The organism is Mesorhizobium sp. M6A.T.Ce.TU.016.01.1.1, assembly GCF_003997065.1.
GTDB classification, from domain to species: domain Bacteria; phylum Pseudomonadota; class Alphaproteobacteria; order Rhizobiales; family Rhizobiaceae; genus Mesorhizobium; species Mesorhizobium mediterraneum.
Window position 1 is genome coordinate 306104 of sequence record NZ_RZTJ01000003.1, and the last position, 20455, is coordinate 326558.

General features: G+C 63.3%; 19 protein-coding genes and 1 riboswitch. Of the genes, 10 read left to right on the forward strand and 9 right to left on the reverse strand.

The window, feature by feature from the left end; translation table 11 throughout:
- Window positions 1-20: 20 nt before the first annotated feature.
- From atzF to EOC94_RS07670, 8 genes are read right to left on the reverse strand one after another with little or no spacing between them, the layout of a single operon-like run.
- On the reverse strand, window positions 21-1850 hold the full coding sequence (atzF, locus tag EOC94_RS07635) for an allophanate hydrolase (RefSeq protein ID WP_095483777.1): 1830 nt from the start codon (window positions 1848-1850) through the stop codon (window positions 21-23).
- Window positions 1847-2188 (reverse strand): cupin domain-containing protein, encoded by a 342-nt coding sequence (locus EOC94_RS07640; RefSeq protein ID WP_095483778.1) that lies wholly within the window; start codon window positions 2186-2188, stop codon window positions 1847-1849. The genes atzF and EOC94_RS07640 overlap by 4 nt, the downstream gene beginning before the upstream one ends.
- On the reverse strand, window positions 2181-2849 hold the full coding sequence (locus EOC94_RS07645) for an isochorismatase family cysteine hydrolase (RefSeq protein ID WP_095483779.1): 669 nt from the start codon (window positions 2847-2849) through the stop codon (window positions 2181-2183). The genes EOC94_RS07640 and EOC94_RS07645 overlap by 8 nt, the downstream gene beginning before the upstream one ends.
- Window positions 2849-4375 carry an ABC transporter ATP-binding protein gene (locus tag EOC94_RS07650; RefSeq protein WP_095483780.1) on the reverse strand — a complete coding sequence of 509 codons (1527 nt, stop codon included), beginning with the start codon at window positions 4373-4375 and terminating at the stop codon, window positions 2849-2851. Before EOC94_RS07650 ends, EOC94_RS07645 begins: the two co-directional genes overlap by 1 nt.
- Before the next feature lie 9 nt (window positions 4376-4384).
- Window positions 4385-5086 (reverse strand): isochorismatase family cysteine hydrolase, encoded by a 702-nt coding sequence (locus EOC94_RS07655; RefSeq protein WP_095483781.1) that lies wholly within the window; start codon window positions 5084-5086, stop codon window positions 4385-4387.
- Between the two features lie 25 nt (window positions 5087-5111).
- Entirely contained in the window at window positions 5112-6038 is a 927-nt protein-coding gene (locus EOC94_RS07660) for an ABC transporter permease (RefSeq protein ID WP_095483782.1), read from the reverse strand.
- Window positions 6038-7144: an ABC transporter permease gene (locus EOC94_RS07665; RefSeq protein ID WP_245329789.1), complete on the reverse strand. Its 1107-nt coding sequence runs from the start codon at window positions 7142-7144 to the stop codon at window positions 6038-6040. The genes EOC94_RS07660 and EOC94_RS07665 overlap by 1 nt, the downstream gene beginning before the upstream one ends.
- A 58-nt stretch (window positions 7145-7202) precedes the next feature.
- Complete coding sequence (locus EOC94_RS07670; RefSeq protein ID WP_095483784.1) at window positions 7203-8330, reverse strand: BMP family ABC transporter substrate-binding protein; 1128 nt, start codon at window positions 8328-8330, stop codon at window positions 7203-7205.
- Between the two features lie 300 nt (window positions 8331-8630).
- On the opposite strand from EOC94_RS07670, the gene EOC94_RS07675 reads away from it, so the two are divergent.
- From EOC94_RS07675 to EOC94_RS07710, 8 genes are all read left to right on the forward strand, one after another.
- Window positions 8631-9323 (forward strand): GntR family transcriptional regulator, encoded by a 693-nt coding sequence (locus tag EOC94_RS07675; RefSeq protein WP_185928188.1) that lies wholly within the window; start codon window positions 8631-8633, stop codon window positions 9321-9323.
- Window positions 9324-9456: 133 nt separating this feature from the next.
- Window positions 9457-11211 (forward strand): adenylate/guanylate cyclase domain-containing protein, encoded by a 1755-nt coding sequence (locus EOC94_RS07680; protein ID WP_127289521.1) that lies wholly within the window; start codon window positions 9457-9459, stop codon window positions 11209-11211.
- A gap of 208 nt (window positions 11212-11419) precedes the next feature.
- A riboswitch (guanidine-I (ykkC/yxkD leader) is annotated at window positions 11420-11534 on the forward strand.
- Window positions 11535-11634: 100 nt separating this feature from the next.
- A complete protein-coding gene (locus EOC94_RS07685; RefSeq protein WP_127289523.1) occupies window positions 11635-12699 on the forward strand; it encodes a putative urea ABC transporter substrate-binding protein in 1065 nt (354 codons plus the stop codon).
- 102 nt (window positions 12700-12801) lie between these two features.
- The gene (locus EOC94_RS07690; protein WP_245465521.1) at window positions 12802-13614 is read left to right on the forward strand and encodes an ABC transporter permease; all 813 of its coding nucleotides are present in this window, start codon (window positions 12802-12804) and stop codon (window positions 13612-13614) included.
- Window positions 13611-14420 carry an ATP-binding cassette domain-containing protein gene (locus EOC94_RS07695; RefSeq protein WP_127289527.1) on the forward strand — a complete coding sequence of 270 codons (810 nt, stop codon included), beginning with the start codon at window positions 13611-13613 and terminating at the stop codon, window positions 14418-14420. Before EOC94_RS07690 ends, EOC94_RS07695 begins: the two co-directional genes overlap by 4 nt.
- A gap of 12 nt (window positions 14421-14432) precedes the next feature.
- On the forward strand, window positions 14433-15641 hold the full coding sequence (locus EOC94_RS07700) for an agmatinase family protein (protein ID WP_127289529.1): 1209 nt from the start codon (window positions 14433-14435) through the stop codon (window positions 15639-15641).
- 2 nt (window positions 15642-15643) lie between these two features.
- The gene (locus tag EOC94_RS07705; RefSeq protein ID WP_127289531.1) at window positions 15644-16183 is read left to right on the forward strand and encodes a hypothetical protein; all 540 of its coding nucleotides are present in this window, start codon (window positions 15644-15646) and stop codon (window positions 16181-16183) included.
- A gap of 39 nt (window positions 16184-16222) precedes the next feature.
- On the forward strand, window positions 16223-16825 hold the full coding sequence (locus EOC94_RS07710) for a HupE/UreJ family protein (RefSeq protein ID WP_210212065.1): 603 nt from the start codon (window positions 16223-16225) through the stop codon (window positions 16823-16825).
- Between the two features lie 167 nt (window positions 16826-16992).
- On the opposite strand, the gene EOC94_RS07715 is transcribed toward EOC94_RS07710, so the two are convergent.
- Window positions 16993-17706 (reverse strand): GntR family transcriptional regulator, encoded by a 714-nt coding sequence (locus EOC94_RS07715; RefSeq protein ID WP_127289533.1) that lies wholly within the window; start codon window positions 17704-17706, stop codon window positions 16993-16995.
- Window positions 17707-17966: 260 nt separating this feature from the next.
- Between EOC94_RS07715 and EOC94_RS07720 the strand changes: the two genes are divergently transcribed.
- The gene (locus EOC94_RS07720; protein WP_127289535.1) at window positions 17967-19055 is read left to right on the forward strand and encodes an ABC transporter ATP-binding protein; all 1089 of its coding nucleotides are present in this window, start codon (window positions 17967-17969) and stop codon (window positions 19053-19055) included.
- Between the two features lie 33 nt (window positions 19056-19088).
- Entirely contained in the window at window positions 19089-20378 is a 1290-nt protein-coding gene (locus EOC94_RS07725; protein WP_127289537.1) for a PotD/PotF family extracellular solute-binding protein, read from the forward strand.
- The last annotated feature ends 77 nt before the right edge of the window (window positions 20379-20455 follow it).

Consider the following 20455-nt stretch of genomic DNA (forward strand, 5'->3'; position numbering starts at 1 on the left):
GCGGCGCGAACGCCGATCGTTCAACCGGCCGGAGCGGTTCCCAGTCGATTTCCGCCGGCTTTTGCGATGAAGCTGCGCCAACCGCCATAGGCCGAAATGTCGATAGCCTGTGACAATCCGGCGGTTTCGACCAGGAAGCCTTTGGCCGATGTCCCGTCATCGAGCTCGATCGTGCCTATGCCGAGCGGCGGTGGGATCGCGGCCACGAACCGTCCGAACGCGTCTGCTGAAAGCCGCCAAACCTCGACATCGATCGCCGCTCCGTTGCCATCGGCAACGCGCACGAGCCCCGGCTTCGGCACGGATTGGCCGGCAAGCGCATAGAGCTGATAGGAAGCAACTGTCTTGGCGATCCTGCTCATTCGGCCGCCCAGCGCGCAGAGTTGGCCGTTGAGCGGCATCCCCGACAAATGTGCGCCGACGACCACGAGCTCGATCATGGCGTCATCGAAATCAGGCGTTTTGGCGGATGAGGCAGGCATTGGCCAGCCGGTCGCACCAAGCCCGAGACCGCCGGCTGCATGGAGCTCGCTGCCGAGCGCCGCCGTCAGAGCGTCCTTGCCGGCAGCGGCAAGCAAGGTGACGCTCATCGGCAAGCCATCGTCGCGCTTGCCCGTCGGCACGGCGATGCCGCACATGTCGAGCAGATTGACGAAGTTAGTGTAGGTGCCGAGCCGGCTGTTGGTGACGATCGGATCGGCCAAAACAGCCGCCAGCGAATAGTGCGTCGGCGCCGTCGGCACGCAGAAGAGGTCGACCGAGGCGATGACAGGCGCCAGCCCGGCCTTGTAGGCCTGCAGCGCATAAAAGCCCTTGAAAGCATCCGTTGCCGAAAGTTTTCGCGCGCCGCCAATGATCGTGCGCGTCACCGGGTGCATGGCTGCTTCGTTCGCTTCCATGAAATCCGCGATCGCCGCATAGCGCTCGGCCACCCATGCGCCTTCGTAAAGCAGGTTGGCGGTGGCGTAGAAATCGCCGAAGGGGATTTCTACCAATCGGCAGCCGAGCTGTTCCAGCGTCCGCAGCGCCGTTTCGAATCCCGCCTGCATGGCGGCGTCGCCAAAAAATTGCCGGTCCGTCTTTGCCGGAATGCCGACAGACGGCACCGGTGGACGCGGACCGAGCGACGGCGCCGCGATAACGCGCGAATAAGGATCGGCGTCATCCTTTGCCGCCGCGGCCCTGAAGACGCTGTAGGCGTCATCGACGGTGAGCGCGAAGACGGAGACGCAGTCGAGCGTGCGGCAGGCCGGCACGACGCCGGCGGCCGACAGCGCGCCGACCGTCGGCTTCAGCCCGACGATGTTGTTGAGGCCGGCGGGGATACGGCCGGAGCCGGCGGTGTCGGTGCCGAGCGCGAAAGAAACAATGCCGCGCGCCGTCGCCACGGCCGAGCCGCACGAGGAGCCGCCCGGCACCAGTTTAGGATCGATCGCGTTTCTCGGTATCGGATAGGGCGTGCGCACGCCGACGAGGCCGGTGGCGAACTGGTCGAGATTGGTTTTTCCGACGACCAGCGCGCCGGCCGCCCTCAGATGCGCGACGACGGTGGCGTCTTTCGTCGGCAAGTAGGCATATTCGGCGCAGCCGGCCGTGGTCGGCATGCCGGCAACATCGATGTTGTCCTTGACCGCAAACGGCACGCCCCAGAGCGGCTTTGCCACGGGATCGAATCCGCCGAGTGCCTCGGCTTCGGCGAGCATCTCGGCCTTGCTTGCCAGATGGATGAAGATGCCGGGATCGTCCGCTTCCGCTATGCGCTGAAACACGGTTTCAACGACGGTCGCAACCGACATGCCGGAGGCATAGGCCGCGTGCAGGCTGCCGATATCGAAGCGGATTTCGCTCATTTCGTCTCGTCCAGAATGATCACCGGCAGATTCCACTGGATCAGCACGACGCAGCCGTCTTTCGTCCACACCGAATGCTCGGTCCCGGCCGGGTTCAGCACCACGCTTCCGGCAGGATAGTCGCCATTCCCGTCGCTCTGCATGCCCTCCAGCACGACGATGGTTTCCAGCCCGACATGGCGATGGCGCGGCACGCCGGCGCCGGGCCGATAGTTCAGGATCGCGACGGACGGTTCAGCCGGTCCGCCCTTGAGCAGCCAATGCACCGAGATGCCTTCGCGAAAATGCTCGAATGTCAGATCACGCCAGGTGAGAGCCGGATATGCAATGTTAGGCATCGGCAATTCCCTTGAGCACCTGGTCCGTCATCGCCGTCCAGCCGACGATCGCGCCCTGCGCCCTGATCATGGCCAGCGCGGCCGCCTTGAATTCCGGAAAATAGCTCTCCGTCGCATCCTCGGCCAGCAGGCATTCATAGCCGCGGTCGTTGGCCTCGCGCATCGTCGTCTGCACGCAGACTTCCGTCGTTACCCCGGCGAAGACGAGTTGCTGCACGCCGAGCCGCTTCAGGTCCTCGCCGAAGCTGGTGGCGTAGAACGCGCCCTTGCCAGGTTTTTCGATAACGATTTCGCCAGGCAGCGGGGCAAGCTCGTCGAGGATCGCCGTTCCCGGCTCGCCGACGATCAGCACGCGGCCCATTGGGCCGACATCGCCGATCCTGATCGACGGATTGCCGCGGTTGCGCTTGGCCGGTGGCAGGTCCGAGAGGTCTGATCTGTGGCACTCCATTGTGTGGATCACCGGCAGGCCGGCGGCGCGAAATCCCTCGATCAGTCTCTTCACCGTTGGAACGATCGCCACCACCCGGCTGACGTCGTTGCCGAGACTGGCGCCGAAGCCGCCCGGCTCGGCGAAATCGCGCTGCATGTCGATGACGACCAGCGCCACCGCCTCAGGCTTGAAAGCAAACGGAAACGGCAGCGCGTCGATCTCGGCCATCAATGATGTCCAGCCATGTGCTCGCCGATGGTCTGCACGCTCGCCTGCGCGATCGGCGTCTCGTAGACCAGCGCGCCGTCGGACATGACGAAGATGCGGTCGGAGAGTTCCAGCAATTCGTCGAGGTCCTCCGACATCAGCAGCACCGCAGCACCGGCGTTGCGTGCCTTCATGATGCGGGCGCGGATCTCGGCGACGGCGGAGAAATCGAGTCCGAAGCACGGATTCGAAACAATCAGCAGATCGACCTCGCCGGTCAGTTCGCGGGCGAGCACAGCGCGCTGGACGTTGCCGCCGGAGAGCGACGAAATCGGCGAGGCGAGCGAGGCCGTCTTGACCTTGAAATGCTCGACTAGGCGGGCCGCATAGTCCCTGATGGCACTCATCTTGATCCAGTTGATCGGTTTGCCAGCCTCGTTCAGGTCGAAGGTTCGGAAAGCCATGTTTTCCGCCACCGTCATCCTTGGCGCGCAGGCATTGCGCAACGGTTCCTCCGGGATGAAGCGCACGTTGAGCGTGCGGGCCTCGGCGCGGCTGGCGCCATAGGGCGAGCCCTTCACCAGCACGTCGCCGGCATCACGCGCACGCTGTCCGGCAAGGACTTCGAGAAATTCCTTCTGGCCGTTGCCGGAAATACCGGCGACGCCGACGATCTCGCCGGATTTCACATCAAGCGCGCCGATATGGATTGTCTTCAGCCCTGTTCGGTCGGGCGCCTTCAGTGCCTTCACCGTCAGGATTTGCCGGGCGCCGACAGGCACTGGAGCGCGGCTGTCGAGCGCGGCAATCGGCTGGTCGCCGATCATCATCGCCGCCATCCGCTTGTGAGAGAGTTCCGAGACTTTCCCTGTTCCTGTCAGTCTGCCCTTGCGCAACACCGTGATGTCGTCGGCGAATGCCGTCACCTCATGGAATTTGTGCGAGATCATCAATACGGTGAGGTCGCCCGCCTTGGTCATGCCGCGCACGAGGCCGAGCACTTCCTGCGCCTCGCCGGGGGTCAGCACCGACGTCGGCTCGTCCAGCACCAGAAAACTGCGGCCGAGATAAAGCTGTTTGATGATCTCGAGCTTCTGTTTCTCGCCGGCGGCAAGTTCGGCCACCTTGACGTCGAGCGGCAACTTGAACGGCATCCGCTGCATGAATTGGGCAAGTGCGGCGCGCTCCTTGCGCCAGTCGATAATCCCCGGCACCTTTTCGCGGGCGATGACCAGGTTTTCCGCACCTGTCAGCGACGGGACCAGGGTAAAATGCTGGTAGACCATGCCAAGGCCGAGCGCCGAGGCATCCTTCGGGCTGGTGATCGCGACCTCGCGGCGGTCGACCAGAATGTCGCCGGCGGTCGGGTGATAAAAACCCATCATGCATTTGACCAGCGTCGACTTGCCGGCGCCGTTTTCGCCAAGCAGCGCATGGAACGATCCCGCCGGCACCTTGATCGACACGTCGTCCAGCGCGGTGAAGGCGCCGAAGCGCATTGTCATGCCGATCGTCTCGACGCCGACTGCTTTTTTGCGGTCACTCATGGTCGAGCCTCATGGTAACTGGGCAACGAAGGACGCCGAGTTCGACACCGCGCCAAACACGCCACCCTGCATCTTGATCATCTTGATCGCAGCCAGATGGTTGCCGTGGTCGGTCGCCCCGCAGCAATCCTCCAGCATCACGCATTCGAAGCCGCGGTCATTGGCCTCGCGCATCGTCGTGTGGACGCAGACATCAGTGGTGATGCCGGTGAGCACGATGTTTTCGATGCCGCGCTGGTTGAGGATCAGCTCCAGGTCGGTGGCGCAGAACGAGCCCTTTCCTGGCTTGTCGATGATCGGCTCGCCTTCGGCCGGATAGAGATCGGGGATGATGTCCCAGCCCGGCTCGCCGCGCACCAGGATGCGTCCGCAAGGTCCGGGATCGCCGATGCCGGCATTGATGCGGCGTGAGCGCCAGCGCTTGTTGGCCGGCAGGTCGGCGAGATCGGGCCGGTGGCCCTCGCGCGTATGAATGATGGTGTAGCCCTTCGCCCGCATGGCCGACAACACCGACTTGATCGGCTCGATCGGCGCACGCACCAGCGAAAGGTCGTAGCCCATATGGTCGACATAGCCGCCCGGCCCACAAAAGTCGGTCTGCATGTCGATGATGATCAGCGCCGTGTTGTCGGGCCGGAGCTCGCCATTGTAGGGCCATGGATAGGGATCGGCGTCGATGTAGCGCTGCGTGACCTCGGCTCTGGCGTTCATTGAGCAAAACTCCAGTCTGGAAACGTCATTTGGTGATCGACAGTTCGCCCGGCGCGCCGGCGAGCGAACGGCTCGGCGACGAGGTGGCGATCATGATGATGAGCGTGAGAATGTAGGGTGCGGCGTAGAATAGATAGTAGCCTTGCGTGACGCCGACCGATTGCAGCGCCGGCCCCAGCGCGCCGGCGCCGCCGAACAATAGCGCCGCGGCAAAGCAGCCAAGCGGGTTCCAGCGCGCGAAGATGACCAGCGCCACCGCCATCAGCCCCTGGCCCGACGAAATGCCTTCGGTCCAACTGCCGGGATAGTAGAGCGACAGGTAGGCGCCGCCGATTCCGGCCAGCGCGCCGCCGAGGCCGGTGGCGAGGAGGCGCACCGTGTTCGGGTTGAGGCCCATGGCGCGCGCGGCGTCGGAACTGTCGCCGACCACGCGCAGGATCAGACCGGCGCGGGTGTTGCGGAAAGCCCACCACAGGAACACGGCAAGTGCTGCGCCGATCAGGAACAGCACGTTGACGTTGAGCGCCGCCTGCACCTGCGGAACATCGGACCAGCCGCCAAAGGGGATCGCCGGCAGGTCGGGCGCCGAGGGCTGGATGAACGGCTTGCCGAAGAAGAAGGCGAGACCCGAGCCGAACAGCATTAGCGCAATGCCGATGGCGATGTCGTTGACCCCACGGAATTTGCAGATCCAGCCGTGGAACAGGCCGAAACAAAGACCGGCGGCTGCGGCGGCCAGCAGACCGAGCCATGGCGAGCCGGTCATCACCGCCACGGCATAGGCGGTCATCGCGCCGAAGACCAGCGTGCCTTCGAGGCCGAGGTTGATGCGCCCCGAACGCTCGGTGATGGCTTCGCCCAGCGACACGAAGATGAAGGGGGTCGACACGCGAATAGCGCCGCCGAGCATGGCGAGCGGAACGCCCCAGAGGCCGATCTCGGTCGAGTCCATCACGCAGTCCCCTTCAAAAGAACTGGCCTCTGCCAGAGGTCGGGATTGAAGGCCTTGAAGCGGCCGTAGAAGGTTTCGCTGAACAGGATGACGACGAAGAGCATGCCTTGCAGCACCAGCACGGTGGCGTCGGGCAGGTCCATGCGGCGCTGGATCAGCCCGCCGGAGGCGTCGATGCCGCCAAGCAGGAAGGCGACCGGGATGATGGCGAGCGGATTGTGGCGGGCGAGGAAGGCGACGAGGATACCGGTATACCCATAACCGGCGGCGAGCGAGGCGTTGGCGCTGCCTTGCACGGCGGCGACTTCCAGCATGCCGGCAAGGCCGGCGAAACCGCCGGCCAGCGCGGTGAAACCGACGATCAGCGGTCCGACCGCAAGTCCCTGCACCTGGGCCGCCCTGACATTGCCGCCGGCGATGCGGGCGGCGAACCCCCAGCGGGTCTTTTCGATCAGCAGCCAGGACAGAATGCAGGCGATGACGCCGACGACGAGGCCCCAATGCACGTCCATGCCCGGAATGTTGCCGATGCGGTAGGCCTCCGCCAGCGGCTCGGTCGAGGGCTTGTTGAGCGAGGCGGGATCGCGCAGCGGTCCTTCCACCAGATGGTTCATCAGCGCGATGGCGATATAGGCCATCAAAAGGCTCGATATGGTCTCGTTGACGGCACGGTAGTGGCGTAGCGCGCCGACGGCACCGATCCAGATGCCGCCGGCGGCCAGGCCCGCCACGCCCATGGCAAGAACAACGAAAAAGGCGGGCGCGCCGCTGGTGGCGACGCCCATGGCGGCCGCGGCAACGCCGCCCAGCACGATCGCGCCTTCGCCGCCGATGACGACGAGGCCGAGCCGGGCCGGCAGCGCCACGCAGAGCGCCGCAAGCAGCAGGGGTGCGGCCCGCGACAGCGAGTTCTGGATCGAGAACCACGAGCCGAAGCCGCCGCGCCACATCGTTTCATAGAGCTGCACGGGCGACTTGCCGACCAGCGCGATGAACAGGCTGAACAGGGCCATGCCGACGATCAGCGCCGCGAGCGGGATGACGAAGGCTTCCGCTCGCCGGGCGATCCATTCGAGCGCCGCCGGATAGCTTTTGGCGCCGAACATCGCTGGCGCGCCCGCGCTGCTCACCGTGTCTGCCATGGCCCCCGTCTCCGATGCATGATCAAGCGGTCGAGCCGACGACACCTTCGACGAGATAGTCCATGCTTTCCAGCTCGATCGCGGTCTCGACGAACGTCTGGCTTTCGGTTGCGACGACATCGCCCTTGTTGTTCTTCAGGGGACCCTTGATGACCGAAAAGCCGCCCTTCATCATCTCGGCGAGCGTGCCGTCGAACTGCGCGCGCGCCGCCTCGCTGACGGCGGGACCGAGCGGGCTCATCTTGACGAAGCCGTCGGCCAGTCCGCCGCGCGTGAAATTGGGCAGCGGCTTGCCGGCCATGAGGTCGTCGACGAACATCTTGTAGACTTTTGCCCAGTTCCATTCCGCGCCGGTCAGATATTTTTCGGGCGCCAGCGGGCTCTGGTTGGCGTGGTAGCCACAGATGAAGGCGCCGCGCCCCGCCGCCGTCTCGACCACCACTTTCGGGCTGTCGACATGGCAGGTGATGACGTCGGCGCCTTGATCGACCAGCGCATTGGTGGCTTCCGCCTCCTTGACCGCCAGCGACCATTCGCCGGTGAAGATCACCTGGCAGGTGATTGCCGGGTCGACCGAGCGTGCGCCAAGCAGGAAGGAATTGATGTTGAGCAGGACCTGCGGAATGGGTTTTGCCGCGACGAAGCCGATCTTCTTGGTCTTGGTGGCATGACCGGCGGCGACGCCGTTGAGATACTGGCCCATGCCGATATAGCCGAAATAGGAACCGGCATTCATCGGATGCTTGTCTTTGTTCCACATGCCGCCGCAATGGCGAAACTGAACGTCGGGGAATTTCGCGCACATGGCCAGCATGTGCGGATCGAAATAGCCGAACGAGGTTGGAAAGATCAGCGAGGCGCCGTCGAGGTTGATCATCGATTCCATCGTCTTCTGGACATCGACCGTCTCGGGGACGTTCTCCTCCTCGACAACGGAGATGCCCTCGATGGCCTTCAATGTCGCGGCACCTTCGGCATGCGCCTGGTTATAGCCGTAGTCGTCCTTCGGCCCGACATAGATGAAGCCGACAGTGGCGGCCGCGGCGAACGCCCTGCTGATCGGAAATGACGCCGAGGCCAGACCGAGCGCCGCTCCGGCGGCGGAGGTCTTGAGCAGATCGCGGCGGCTAAGCATGAATCTCTCGGTCATGTGAATGCTCCCTGTTGGACCCTTTTCCGGGTCGATTAATTCCCTTCTCACGAAAGTGCATGCAATCGGTGTGCCAGTTCAAAAGATAAAATTTATTCAATGAAATCAGCGGATGTGCCGAGCCGCCCTGCTCAAGCGAAAGGCAATTGCATACACTTTTTGCCTTTCAAATAGCCAGTTTGACATGTAGATTAAAATAGAGGCATAGAGAGGCGCGCCCGAGTCGAAACTGGCCGGCGAGCCGCTTGCCGCATAGCCGCGAACAGACTGGACGGAGGAGAATTGTCGGGGAAGCGCAGCTTGATCAGGTCGGGCACGACCGTCGATCAGATGGTGAGGGCGATCGGTGACCGGATCGTCACCGGCTTCCTGCGCCCCGGCGAAAAGCTCGACGAGGCCTCGCTGGCGGCCCGTTTCGATGTCTCGCGCACCCCCGTCAGGGAGGCGCTTGGCCGGCTGAGCGCCATGGGGCTGGTCGAAAGGCGGCCCAACCGGGGCGCCACCGTCGCCGTGGTGACGCAGGAGCATCTCGCCTCGATGTTCGAGAGCATGGCCGAGCTTGAAGCGATCTGCGCGCGGTTCTCGGCCGAGCGCATGACCGCCGGCGAGCGCCGCGCGCTCGAGGTCGAGCATCAGGCATCGGCGCGCCTTGTGCAGTTGGCTGCGGAGGAGGATTATGAGTATTTCAACACCGAGTTCCACACCCGGCTCTATCGCGGCGCGCACAGCAAGCACATCTATGAACTGACCGTCATGACGCGCAGCCGGCTGGCGCCGTTCCGGCGCGCGCAATTCATGCTGCCGGGCCGCCTGGCCAAATCCTGGCAGGAACACGACGTCATCGTTACCGCGATCATGCGCGGTGACGGCGCCGCCGCGGGAAACGCAGCCAAGGATCATGTTTCGATCGTCAGCGAGGCGAGCGCCGTTTTTGCCGCGGTTGACCCGATGAAGTCGGAGACGGATTCGATCGGAGTGTCTTCCTACAAGTGAAAATCTGACGCTCGGTACCCGACGTGGAAGACGTTTTCCGGTCCACCCCATCGCAGACTCTCGCCCAATGGACTCGCAACGTGGCCCCCAATACAATCCCGGTCCCGTGGGCCTCCGAAGGCTGATGCATGACATGGCAGAAGAACGCGTCCAACGCCGCCTTGCTGCGATATTGGCAGCCGATGTGGTCGGCTACAGCCGCCTCATGGAGCGGGACGAGGCTGGGACCCTTGTTGCCATCAAGTCCCGTCGCAAAGACATCCTACAGCCACTGCTCGCCAAGCATAATGGCCGCATCGTCAAGCTGATGGGTGACGGGGTGCTGGTGGAATTTGCCAGCGCCGTGAATGCTGTCCAATGCGCGGTCGAGCTCCAGAACGCGATGGCAGCTGCCAACGCCGACGTGCCCCAAGATTCCCGGATTGTGCTGCGCGTCGGAATCAACCTGGGCGACGTGTTGGTCGAAGGCGGCGATCTCTATGGTGATGGAGTCAACATCGCGGCTCGGCTCGAGGCCTTGGCTGATGCTGGGAGCATCGTCGTCTCTCGCACTGTCTTCAACCACGTCCGGGGCAAGGTGAAGCTCGGATTCGATGATCTCGGCGAGCAGCAACTCAAGAACATCGCCGAGCGGGTGCGGATCTACCGACTGCGGCCGGACCGCGAAGCGGCGATGGCGCGGCCTGCCTTGGCGCTTCCCGACAAGCCGTCGATTGCCGTTCTGCCGTTCACTAACATGAGCGGCGATCCGGAGCAGGAGTATTTTAGCGACGGCATGGTGGAGGACATCATAGCGGCGCTGTCCCGGGTGCGCAGCTTCTTCGTGATCGCGCGGAATTCGAGTTTCACCTACAAAGGCAAAGCGGTCAATGTGAAGCAGGTCGGGCTCGAACTCGGCGTGCGTTACGTGCTGGAAGGGAGTGTCCGCAAGGCGGGCAATCGGGTCAGGATCACGGGACAGCTCATCGAGGCGGAAAGCGGGAATCATGTCTGGGCTGATCGCTTCGATGGCAGTCTCGAAGACGTATTCGAACTGCAAGATGGGGTGGCCCAGAGCGTGGTCGGTGCGATCGCTCCGAAGCTTCAGCGAGCGGAAATCGATCGCACGTCGCGAAAGCGAACCGAAGATTTGACTGCTTACGACTTTGTTCTGCGTGCCCTGCCGCATGCCTGGTCAGGGTCGCCCGAAAGGAGTGCAATCGCCCACGATCTCCTTCAAAAAGCAACCGCCGTCGATCCTTCTTATGCGTATGCCTACGCGATGGCGGCCTGGTCTTTGATGTTCAGCAAGAATTCGGGTTGGCACTCTTGGCGGCCCGACCAGCAGGAGTTGTGTGTTCGGTTTGCCAGGGAAGCGCTCAAGCTCGATATGGAAGATCCAGCCGTACTGTGGGCATCCGCTACGGCGCTCGCAAGTGTCGTACACGAACATGAACATGCTCTCGAGCTGATCGAGCGCTCGTTGGCAATCGACCATAATTCCGCACAGGCCTGGGCAGCAAAAGGTTGGGTGACTTCCTGGATCGGACTTGATGGGATCCCTTCGTTGGAAAGGGCAATGCGATTGAGCCCGTTCGACCCGCTGTTGTACCTTTTTCATGCCTCGATTGCTGAGTGCCACCTTGCGGCAAGAAGGCACGAGATGGCATTGGAATGGTCTCTCCGCGCCATGCGAGAACATCCAGAACCTCCTCCATTCGTGCGGCGGGTGCTCGCCGCCTCGTACGCTCGCCTCGGGCTAGTTGAAGAAGCGCGACGGGTGGTGGCAGGCATACTGGCGGAAAGCCCAAGCTTTACTGTGAGGACCTGGCTAGAGATAACCGCCCAGCGTGGTCCGCACGTCCAATACCTCGCTGAGAGCCTCCGTCTCGCTGGCCTCCCCCAGTGAGTAGGCATCGAGTCGCACGCGTCAAAGAGAATCTCCCGTCGGACTCTTATGTCAAGCTGGACCACTAGCAATCAGGCAAACTGCCCAATCCGTCGGCGATGCGATGATTTTCGCGTCACCCGTGCGAATGCTCGAAGCCGCAGAAGTCCACAAATGCCGGCCTTTTGGCATAATTCGGCATTGGCATGCTCCTTGCATCGTTGGTGATGTGCAGAGCGTCTAGGGTTCCGGCCGCGACAAAGCGGTGCTGGTCCAAGAGATGCGACCGCCAGGGGTGCACTGAGGCATCCGGCGGAACACGGCGGGCCAAAATCCCGGGAGAACCCTGCACGGGTTTGCTGGCGCGAACCTCTCCCGGATGCGCGCTCCGTAAACCCCAACATAAAGTCCGGACGCAATCCGGATCGCGAACAGGGGTACGCAATGCTTCGCAAGCTGGCCGCAATCATCCTAGCCGCATCACTCAGCCTTCCCATGATTTCCGCCGCCGACGCGGCGCCCAAGAAAGACTTCAAGATATGCTGGTCGATCTATGTCGGCTGGATGCCGTGGGGCTATCTCTCAGACAGCGGCATCATGAAGAAATGGGCCGATAAATACGGCATCAATGTCGAGATCACCCGCATCAACGACTATGTCGAAAGCATCAACCAGTACACCGCCGGCGGCTTCGACGGCTGTTCGATGACCAACATGGACGCGCTGTCGATCCCCGCTGGCGGCGGCGTCGACACGACCGCCGTGATCATCGGCGACTTCTCCAACGGCAATGATGCGGTGATCCTCAAGGACAAGTCCGCGCTCGCCGACATTGCCGGCCAGAAGGTCAATCTCGTCGAGCTCTCCGTCTCGCATTACCTGCTGGCGCGGGCGCTGGACACGGTAAAGCTCGCCGAGAAGGACATCACCGTCGTCAACACATCCGACGCCGACATGGTCGCCGCCTATGGCACCAGCGACGTCACCTCCGTCGTCACCTGGAACCCACTGGTTTCCGAGATCGCCGCCATGCCGGGTGCTCGCAAAGTGTTCGATTCCTCGCAGATTCCCGGCGAGATCATCGACATGATGGTCGTCAACACCGAGACGCTGAAGGACAATCCAGCGCTGGGCAAGGCGCTTGTCGGCGCATGGTACGAAGCGATGGACCTGATGACCTCCGACACGCCGGAAGGCAAGGCAGCCAAGGAGGAGATGGCCAAGGCGTCCGGCACGGACCTCGCCGGCTTCGACGCGCAGCTCGCCTCGACGGCGATGTTCTTCGACCCTGCCAAGGCGGTCGAGTTCACCAACGGCGCCGAATTGCCGAAGACGATGGATCTTGTCCGCAACTTCCTGTTCAGCCACGGCATTCTCGGCACCAACGCGGCGAGTGTCGACGTGATCGGCATGAGCTTTCCCGACGGATCCACGCTGGGCGACGCCAAAAACGTCAAGCTGCGTTTCGATCCAGCCTTCATGGCCGAGGCCGCAACCGCAACGCCCTGACACGACATGTTGGCCAGGGGACCGAGCGACATGAATACAGTCTCCGAAACGGGCGGGGAGGGCATGCGTCCTTCCCGGCCAAGGCCGAAGGTGCGCCTTCGCATGATCAATGCGAAGGTCTCGCGCGGCAGCGCCTTGTTCCTCGGCGGCTTGCCGTTCTTGTTCGTGGCGATCGCCTATCTGATCGCCTCGGCGCAACGACTGGCGGTCAATCCCAGCGATAAGCTGCTGCCTTCGCCGGCACAGATGTGGTCGGCCTTTCTTGACCTTGCCACGGTTCCGGACAAACGCTCGGGCGATCTCATCCTGTGGGTCGACACCTATGCCAGTCTCCTCAGGCTGTTCGCTGGCGTGGGTGTTGCCACCTTCGCGGCGCTTTCGCTCGGCGTCGCCATCGGCTTCATTCCACGGGTGCGGGCCTTCCTGCTGCCGTTCGTCACCGTGGTCTGCGTCATCCCTCCGCTGGCGCTGCTGCCTATCCTGTTCATCGCGCTCGGCCTCGGCGAAACGGCCAAGATCACGCTGATCGCCCTTGGCGTCGCGCCGGTGATGGTGCGCGACATCGCCAACCGGGTGATGGAGTTGCCGTCCGAACTGGTGGCCAAGGCACAGACGCTTGGCGGCAACAGCTGGACCATGATCTTGCGGCTGGTGCTGCCGCAAGTCATGCCGCGCCTCATCACTTGCGTGCGGCTGGCGCTCGGGCCGGCCTGGCTGTTCCTGATCGCCGCCGAAGCCATCGCCTCGACCGAAGGGCTGGGCTACCGCATCTTCCTCGTCCGCCGCTATCTCTCGATGGACGTCATCCTGCCCTATGTCGCCTGGATCACGCTGCTTGCCGTCATCACCGATTGGCTGCTGGTGCGGCTGTCGCGGGCGGTCTCCCCTTGGGCGCATCCCGTGGAGGCCAGATGAGCCGCATCGTCGTCCATGGGCTGGAAAAGAGCTACGGCGATGCCCGCGTGCTCGAGCGGGTCAACGTCACTGCCGAAGCCGGCGAATTCCTGTCGCTGGTCGGCGCCAGCGGCTGCGGAAAATCGACGTTCCTGCGCATCCTGCTCGGCCAGGAGCAGCAGAGCAGTGGCGTCGTCATCGTCGGCGATGGCCCGATCGTCCCAGAGCCGACGCCGCAGCGTGGCATCGTCTTTCAGCGCTATTCGGTGTTTCCCCATCTGACCGCCATCCAGAACCTGCAGCTGGTCGAAGACTTTCGCTCGGGCGGGCCGTTTGGCCGCGTCTTCGGCGCCAGGCGCGCAAACGCCAGGCAAGAGGCTGAGGCCATGCTGGCGCGCGTCGGGCTTGCTCATGCGCGCGACCTCTATCCAGCCTCACTGTCGGGCGGCATGCAGCAGCGGCTTGCGATTGCGCAGACCTTGCTTGGACGTCCGCAAATCCTGCTTCTCGACGAGCCTTTCGGTGCGCTCGATCCGGGCATCCGCGTCGAGATGCACGAGCTGCTCACCGAGCTCTGGACCGAGCACGGCATGACGGTGGTGATGGTCACCCACGATATCGGCGAGGCCTTCAAGCTCGGCACCCGCGTGCTGGTCTTCGACAAGGTGCGCCACGATCCTCAGTTTCCGTCCGCCTACGGGGCGACAATCACCTACGATTTGAAGCTCGATCGCAAGACCCGGGCTTCCTCTCATCACTTGGCCAAGGTGGCCGCGATGGTCGGGACGACCCGGCCGGATACAGCAATGGCGACGACGGCGTCGTAACGGAGACCGTGAATGTCCAGAAATATCCCCGAACGCAGCCACCGCCGGGCAGGGCTCGTCGCCCGGGAGGCCAGGGAACGCTTCCACCACCCGGATTTCGATGCCCGCGGCACGCAGGGCTGGAAGTCCATCGAGGCCGAGGGAAAGCTGCCGGAAAGCGGCTGGCGCAAGGAGCAGCAATGGGCGCTCGACATGGGCCTGCCGGGATCGGAGTCGATCGTCGACAAGTCGATCCCGACATTCGCGCGCGGCGAGCTGCCGCATTTCGCCGGCATCAACACCTTTCTCAAGGCGCCCTATGTCGAGAACGTCCGCGATGTCGGCAAGTATGATGCGGCCGTCATCGGCATTCCCTTCGACAGCGGCACCACCTACCGGCCGGGAACCCGCTTCGGCCCGCAAGGCATTCGTCGCATCTCGGCGCTCTACACGCCATACAACTATGAGCTCGGTGTCGACCTGCGCGAGCAGATGACGCTGTGCGACGCCGGCGACGTCTTCACCATTCCCGCCAATCTCGAAAAGAGCTTCGACCAGATCACCAAGGGCGTCAGCCATGTCGCCTCGTCCGGCGCGCTGCCGATCATGCTGGGCGGCGACCATTCGATCGGCTTTCCCTGCGTGCGCGGCATCGCCGACGTGACCTCGAAGCGCATCGGCATCATCCATTTCGACCGCCATATCGACATCCAGGAAAAGGATCTCGACGAGCGCATGCACACCACGCCCTGGTACTGGGCGACCAACCTGCCGAATGTCTCGGCGACCAATCTCGTGCAGCTCGGCATCGGCGGCTGGCAGGTTCCCCGCTACGGCGTCGCCGAGGCGAGGAAGCGCGGCACCAACGTGCTGACCATTGCCGACATCGAGCAGATGGGTCTTGAGAAGGCGGCGGAAATCGCGCTCGAGCTCGCGTGGAAAGACACCGACGCCGTCTACATCTCCTTCGACGTCGACAGCCTCGATTGCGGCTTCGTGCCTGGCACGGGCTGGCCGGAACCGGGCGGCTTCCTGCCGCGCGAGGCGCTCAAGCTGCTTGGGCTGGTGACGGCGCCCGGCATTTGCGGACTGGAAGTGGTCGAGGTTTCGCCGCCCTACGACACGTCGGACATCACAGCGCTGTTCGGCGTGCGGGTCGTCGTCGAGGCGCTCGGCTCGATGGTCGCTCACGGCAATCTCGGCAAGCATAAATCGATCATCGACAAACCGGTGAGTTTTTGACCATGCACGACGATCACCACCACCACAGTCATGACCATGGCGACGGCCACCATCATCACGGGCCGAACGGTCATCACGACCATCCGCACGCCCTCGGCCACAACGGGCCCGCGGGCAAGCCGCTGCAATGGCAGACGCCGCATCTGCCGCCCGACCAGGCTCACGAGCCGCCGGTTGATCCAGCGACGCTCGACCTCGATCTTGTTGAAACCGCCTTCCTCGAAGGCTTTGCGCGGGCGCCGGACCCGTCCAGCTTTCTACGTCTGGCCGGCATACCGTTTGTCGGTGAGAGGGCGGACGGCGTGCGGCTTCATCTGCTGCGCGTCGAGACCGAGGATCTGGTCGATGTCGGCGCGGTCATGCCGCTCGTCGGCGGCACCGGCGTCGCCTATCACCCGTTGCCGGCGCGCCTGACATCGCACCGCCGCCGCCTCGCTTTCATCTATCACGATGGCAGTGAGCAAAAGCCTCTCGGCTTCGCCGCGGCGCGCGCTCTCGCGGACCGTTCCGCCGCTTCGCAATTCACCGTTCCCGGGCACTGAGAAACCAGAACCCGTCACTCTCATCGAACAGGTACAACCATGAAGACATTCGCAGGCATGAAAACACTAGCAAGACTTGGCACACTTTCAGCTATGGCCGCCCTCACACCGTCGCTGGCGTTTGCCCATAGCGGCGGCCTTCACGTCCACGGCCTTTTCGCCGGCCTCGAACACCCGCTCCTAGGCATGGATCATCTGCTCGCCATGGTCGCGGTCGGCATGATTGGCGCCCGCGCCGGCGGGCGCAGCATTGCCCTTGTGCCGCTGTTCTTTGTCTCGGCGATGGTCGCCGGAGCCTTGCTCGGCATGGCCGGCATCGGCCTGCCTTCCCTTGAAACCGGCATCGCGCTGTCGCTTGTCGTCTTCGGCGCCATGATCGGCCTTGCCAGACCTCTGCCGCTTGCTGCCGCGGCTGCACTGACGGCCTTGTTCGGCCTCTTCCACGGCAATGCCCACGGCCTCGAAATTCCCGAGAGCGCCGGCGGCGTCGCTTACGCCGCCGGCTTCGTGCTCGGCACATCGATGCTGCATGCGATCGGGGTCTTGTCCGTCCTCAAGCTCGCCCGTTGGCCGACGACGGTCCGCACCGCGGGTGTCGCCACCTCGCTGGTTGGAATGGCCATGGCGGCCCAAGCCTTCTGAGCAGGGCGATCAACGCAGGCAGCCGGCAACAGAACTGGAAAGCAAATGAGCCAGAGATGGTTGATGAGGCTGCGGCGCATTCGGGACATGCTGCACCAGATCCTGAAAACCCGTGCCGAACGGCTTTGAGGGGCGCGTCTTTCGCGTCCCTCCGGTCGGAATGAGCGTCAGAATTCGAGCGCCTGCCTGAGTGCCGGACCGCTCCGGACGCGCAGGTCGAGGTCGGCCTCGATATGGTCGATGTGGTGCAGCATCAGTGCGCTGGCGCGTTCGGAATTGCCATTTTCCAGCGCCGCGAGGATGTTCATGTGCTCGCTATGGCCACAGCTCGAGACGCCCGAGCGGCCATAAAGCGCGATCACCAGCGATGAACGCGCGACCAGCTCCTCCATGAAACGCTGGAGGATGACGTTTCCCGCGACCGACGCGAGCAGCAGGTGAAAATCGCCAGAAGCCTTGATCTCCGACCGTCTTGCGCTCGGTCCACGTTCGGCGATGAAGCGGCCCTCTTCATCGAGCTGGGCCTTGAACGCAACGACATGCGCCGGCGTCATGCGCCCGGCCGCGGCGATCGCGATGCCGGGCTCGATCAGCCGGCGCGAAGCAAAGACCTGGCGCGCTTCCTCCGGCGACGGATTGGCGACGAAGGCGCCGCGATTGCGCTCGGTCCGCACCAACCCTTCGAAGGAGAGCATTTGCAGCGCCGCGCGGGCCACGGTGCGGCTGACGTCGAACAGAGTGCCGACCTCGCCTTCGGACAGCTTGGTTCCGGGCGCCAGCCGACGATCGACGATCGCATCGCGCAACTGGTCGCGGATCGCCTGGGCGCGATCCTCGTTGGCATTGTCGACGGCAGGGAAAGTCTGGTCGGCTATATTCATGATGGTAGTCCCTGCACCTTTCTACTTGAATCGGGTCGCGTGCACGAGGGCCAAAGTGAATACGATGCCAGAAAAGATTGCATACGATTTTTGCGAGAATCGCCCGCTATCGCCTATAATTTGTGCATTGCACAAGCATGCCGTTTCAGAAGGCAGCCGGATGCAATCCTGATTTTCCTAAGGTTTCAATCGCTTGAAGCCGATGTGGGGCAATTGGCATGCATGATGCTTTGCTTAAGTTGATTTAGAGAGGAAGCCGGATGTCCAAAGCCGCCGAAATCGACATCGTGTCCGTTTCGAAAATCTATGGCGCAACGACTGCCGTCGAAGACATCAGCTTGAAAATTCCCGCGGGAACCTATTGCTGCCTGCTCGGCCCGTCCGGCTGCGGCAAGACGTCGACGCTGCGCATGATTGCCGGGCACGAGAGCATATCCAGCGGCGACGTGCGGCTCGGCAATATTGTGGTCACCGACCTGCCGCCGGCCCGGCGCGGCACCGCCATGATGTTCCAGTCCTACGCGCTGTTTCCGCATCTCGACCTGATCGACAATGTTGCGTTCAGCCTCAAGATGAAGGGTGTCGGCAAGGAGGAGCGCCGCGCCAAGGCGCTCGTCATGTTGAAGCTGATGCAGATGGAAGCCTATGCCGGCCGCCGCCCGGCGCAGCTTTCGGGCGGACAGCAGCAGCGCGTCGCTCTGGCCCGCGCGCTCATCACCGACCCCGAGGCGCTGCTGCTCGACGAGCCGCTCTCTGCACTCGATCCGTTCCTGAAGATCCGGATGCGGGCCGAACTGAAAAAGCTGCAAACGTCGCTCGGCATCACCTTCGTTCACGTCACCCATAGCCAGGAAGAGGCGATGGCGCTCGCCGACCTGATCGTGGTGATGAACGACGGCCGCATCGAGCAGGCGGCGCATCCGCGCATCGTCTTCGAGCGGCCGGCCACCGCCTTCGTCGCCCGTTTCATGGGCGATCACAACGTCGTCTCCGGCCGCGTCAGCGGCAGTCGCAACGGCATGGTTGTCTTCGATGTGCCGGGTGGCGCCTCGCTTGCGGCCAGCGGGCAGGGCAGGGCGATCGGCGAGCCGATCGATATCGCCATTCGCACCGATCATGTGCGGATCGGCGACCCGCCTGCCGCGGGGCTGGGTTTCACCGGCATCGCCTCCAATATCGAGTACCGCGGCTCGACCGTGAAGCTCTCGGTCAATGGCGCCGGCATCGAGGATTTCACGGTGATCGTCGACGACACCAGTTTCTTCGCCAAGCCGGTTGCCGTCGGCGACGCCGTGCCGATCGCCTGGGACGCCGAGGACGCGATCGTCCTTGGCCGTCTCGATTCCTGAACCAGAACAACCAATCAAAAAAGGGGAACTGACATGACCAACACCACTGACAAGAAGACAGGAATTTCCCGCCGCTCGCTGCTCAAGACAGGTGCCGCCGCCGTCGGTTTTGCAGCCGGCTCCGGCGTCATCACCGGCTTCCCGACGATCTGGGCGCAGAACCCGATCACGCTGCGCCAGTTTGGCACCGGCGTGTCCAACCTCAACGCCATCGCCGACAAGTGCAAGGCCGACCTCGGCATCACGCTGGAGATGACGGCGACCGATTCCGACGCGGCCGCCCAGCGCGCGGTGACCCAGCCGGACAGCTACGACATCGCCGACATCGAATACTGGATTGCCAAGAAGGTGTATCCCTCCGGCGTGATGCAGCCGATGGATGTCAAGAAGCTGAAATATTACGACAAGATCGTGCCGCTTTTCATCACCGGCAAGCTGACGCCCGACAGCGTCATCGCGCAAGGCACCGCGCCGCACACCGTCGGCTTCGTCGAGGCACAGGACGCCAAGACCTTCGCCAAGGAACCGACCCAGTGGATGACGATGGTTCCGACCATCTACAATGCCGACACGCTCGGCATCCGCCCCGACCTTGTCGGTCGCGACATCACCACCTGGGCCGACATCATGGATCCGGCCTTCAAGGGCAAGGCCGCTATCCTCAACATTCCGTCGATCGGCATCATGGATGCGGCGATGATCATGGAAGCCATGGGCAACATCAAATATGCCGACAAGGGCAACATGACCAAGGAGGAGATCGACAAGACGATCGACTTCCTGATCAAGGCCAAGCAGGACGGCCAGTTCCGCGCGTTCTGGAAATCGTTCGACGAGAGCGTCAACCTGATGGCCTCAGGCGAAGTGGTCATCCAGTCGATGTGGTCGCCTGCGGTCGCTGCGGTCCGCTCCAAGGGCATCGCCTGCAAGTACCAGCCGCTCAAGGAAGGCTATCGCTCATGGGGCGGCGGCCTTGGCCTGGCAGCGCATCTCGAGGGCGCCCAACTCGACGCCGCCTACGAATATATCAACTGGTACCTGTCCGGCTGGGTTGGCGCCTATCTCAACCGCCAAGGCTATTACTCGGCCGCCATGGACACGGCCAAGCAGTTCATGTCCGAGGACGAATGGGGCTACTGGGTCGACGGCAAGGCCGCCAAGGGCGATATCATGGCGCCGGACGGCAAGGTCATGGAAAAGGCGGGCGCCGTGCGCGACGGCGGCTCCTTCGTCGAGCGCATGGGCAAGGTCGCCTGCTGGAACTCGGTCATGGACGAGGACCGCTACATGGTGAAGCGCTGGAACGAATTCATCGCTGCTTGATGCAAGGCTGAGATGTTGCATTCCTTCGCGCCCCCCTCTGTCCTGCCGGACATCTCCCCCACTTGGGGGGAGATCGG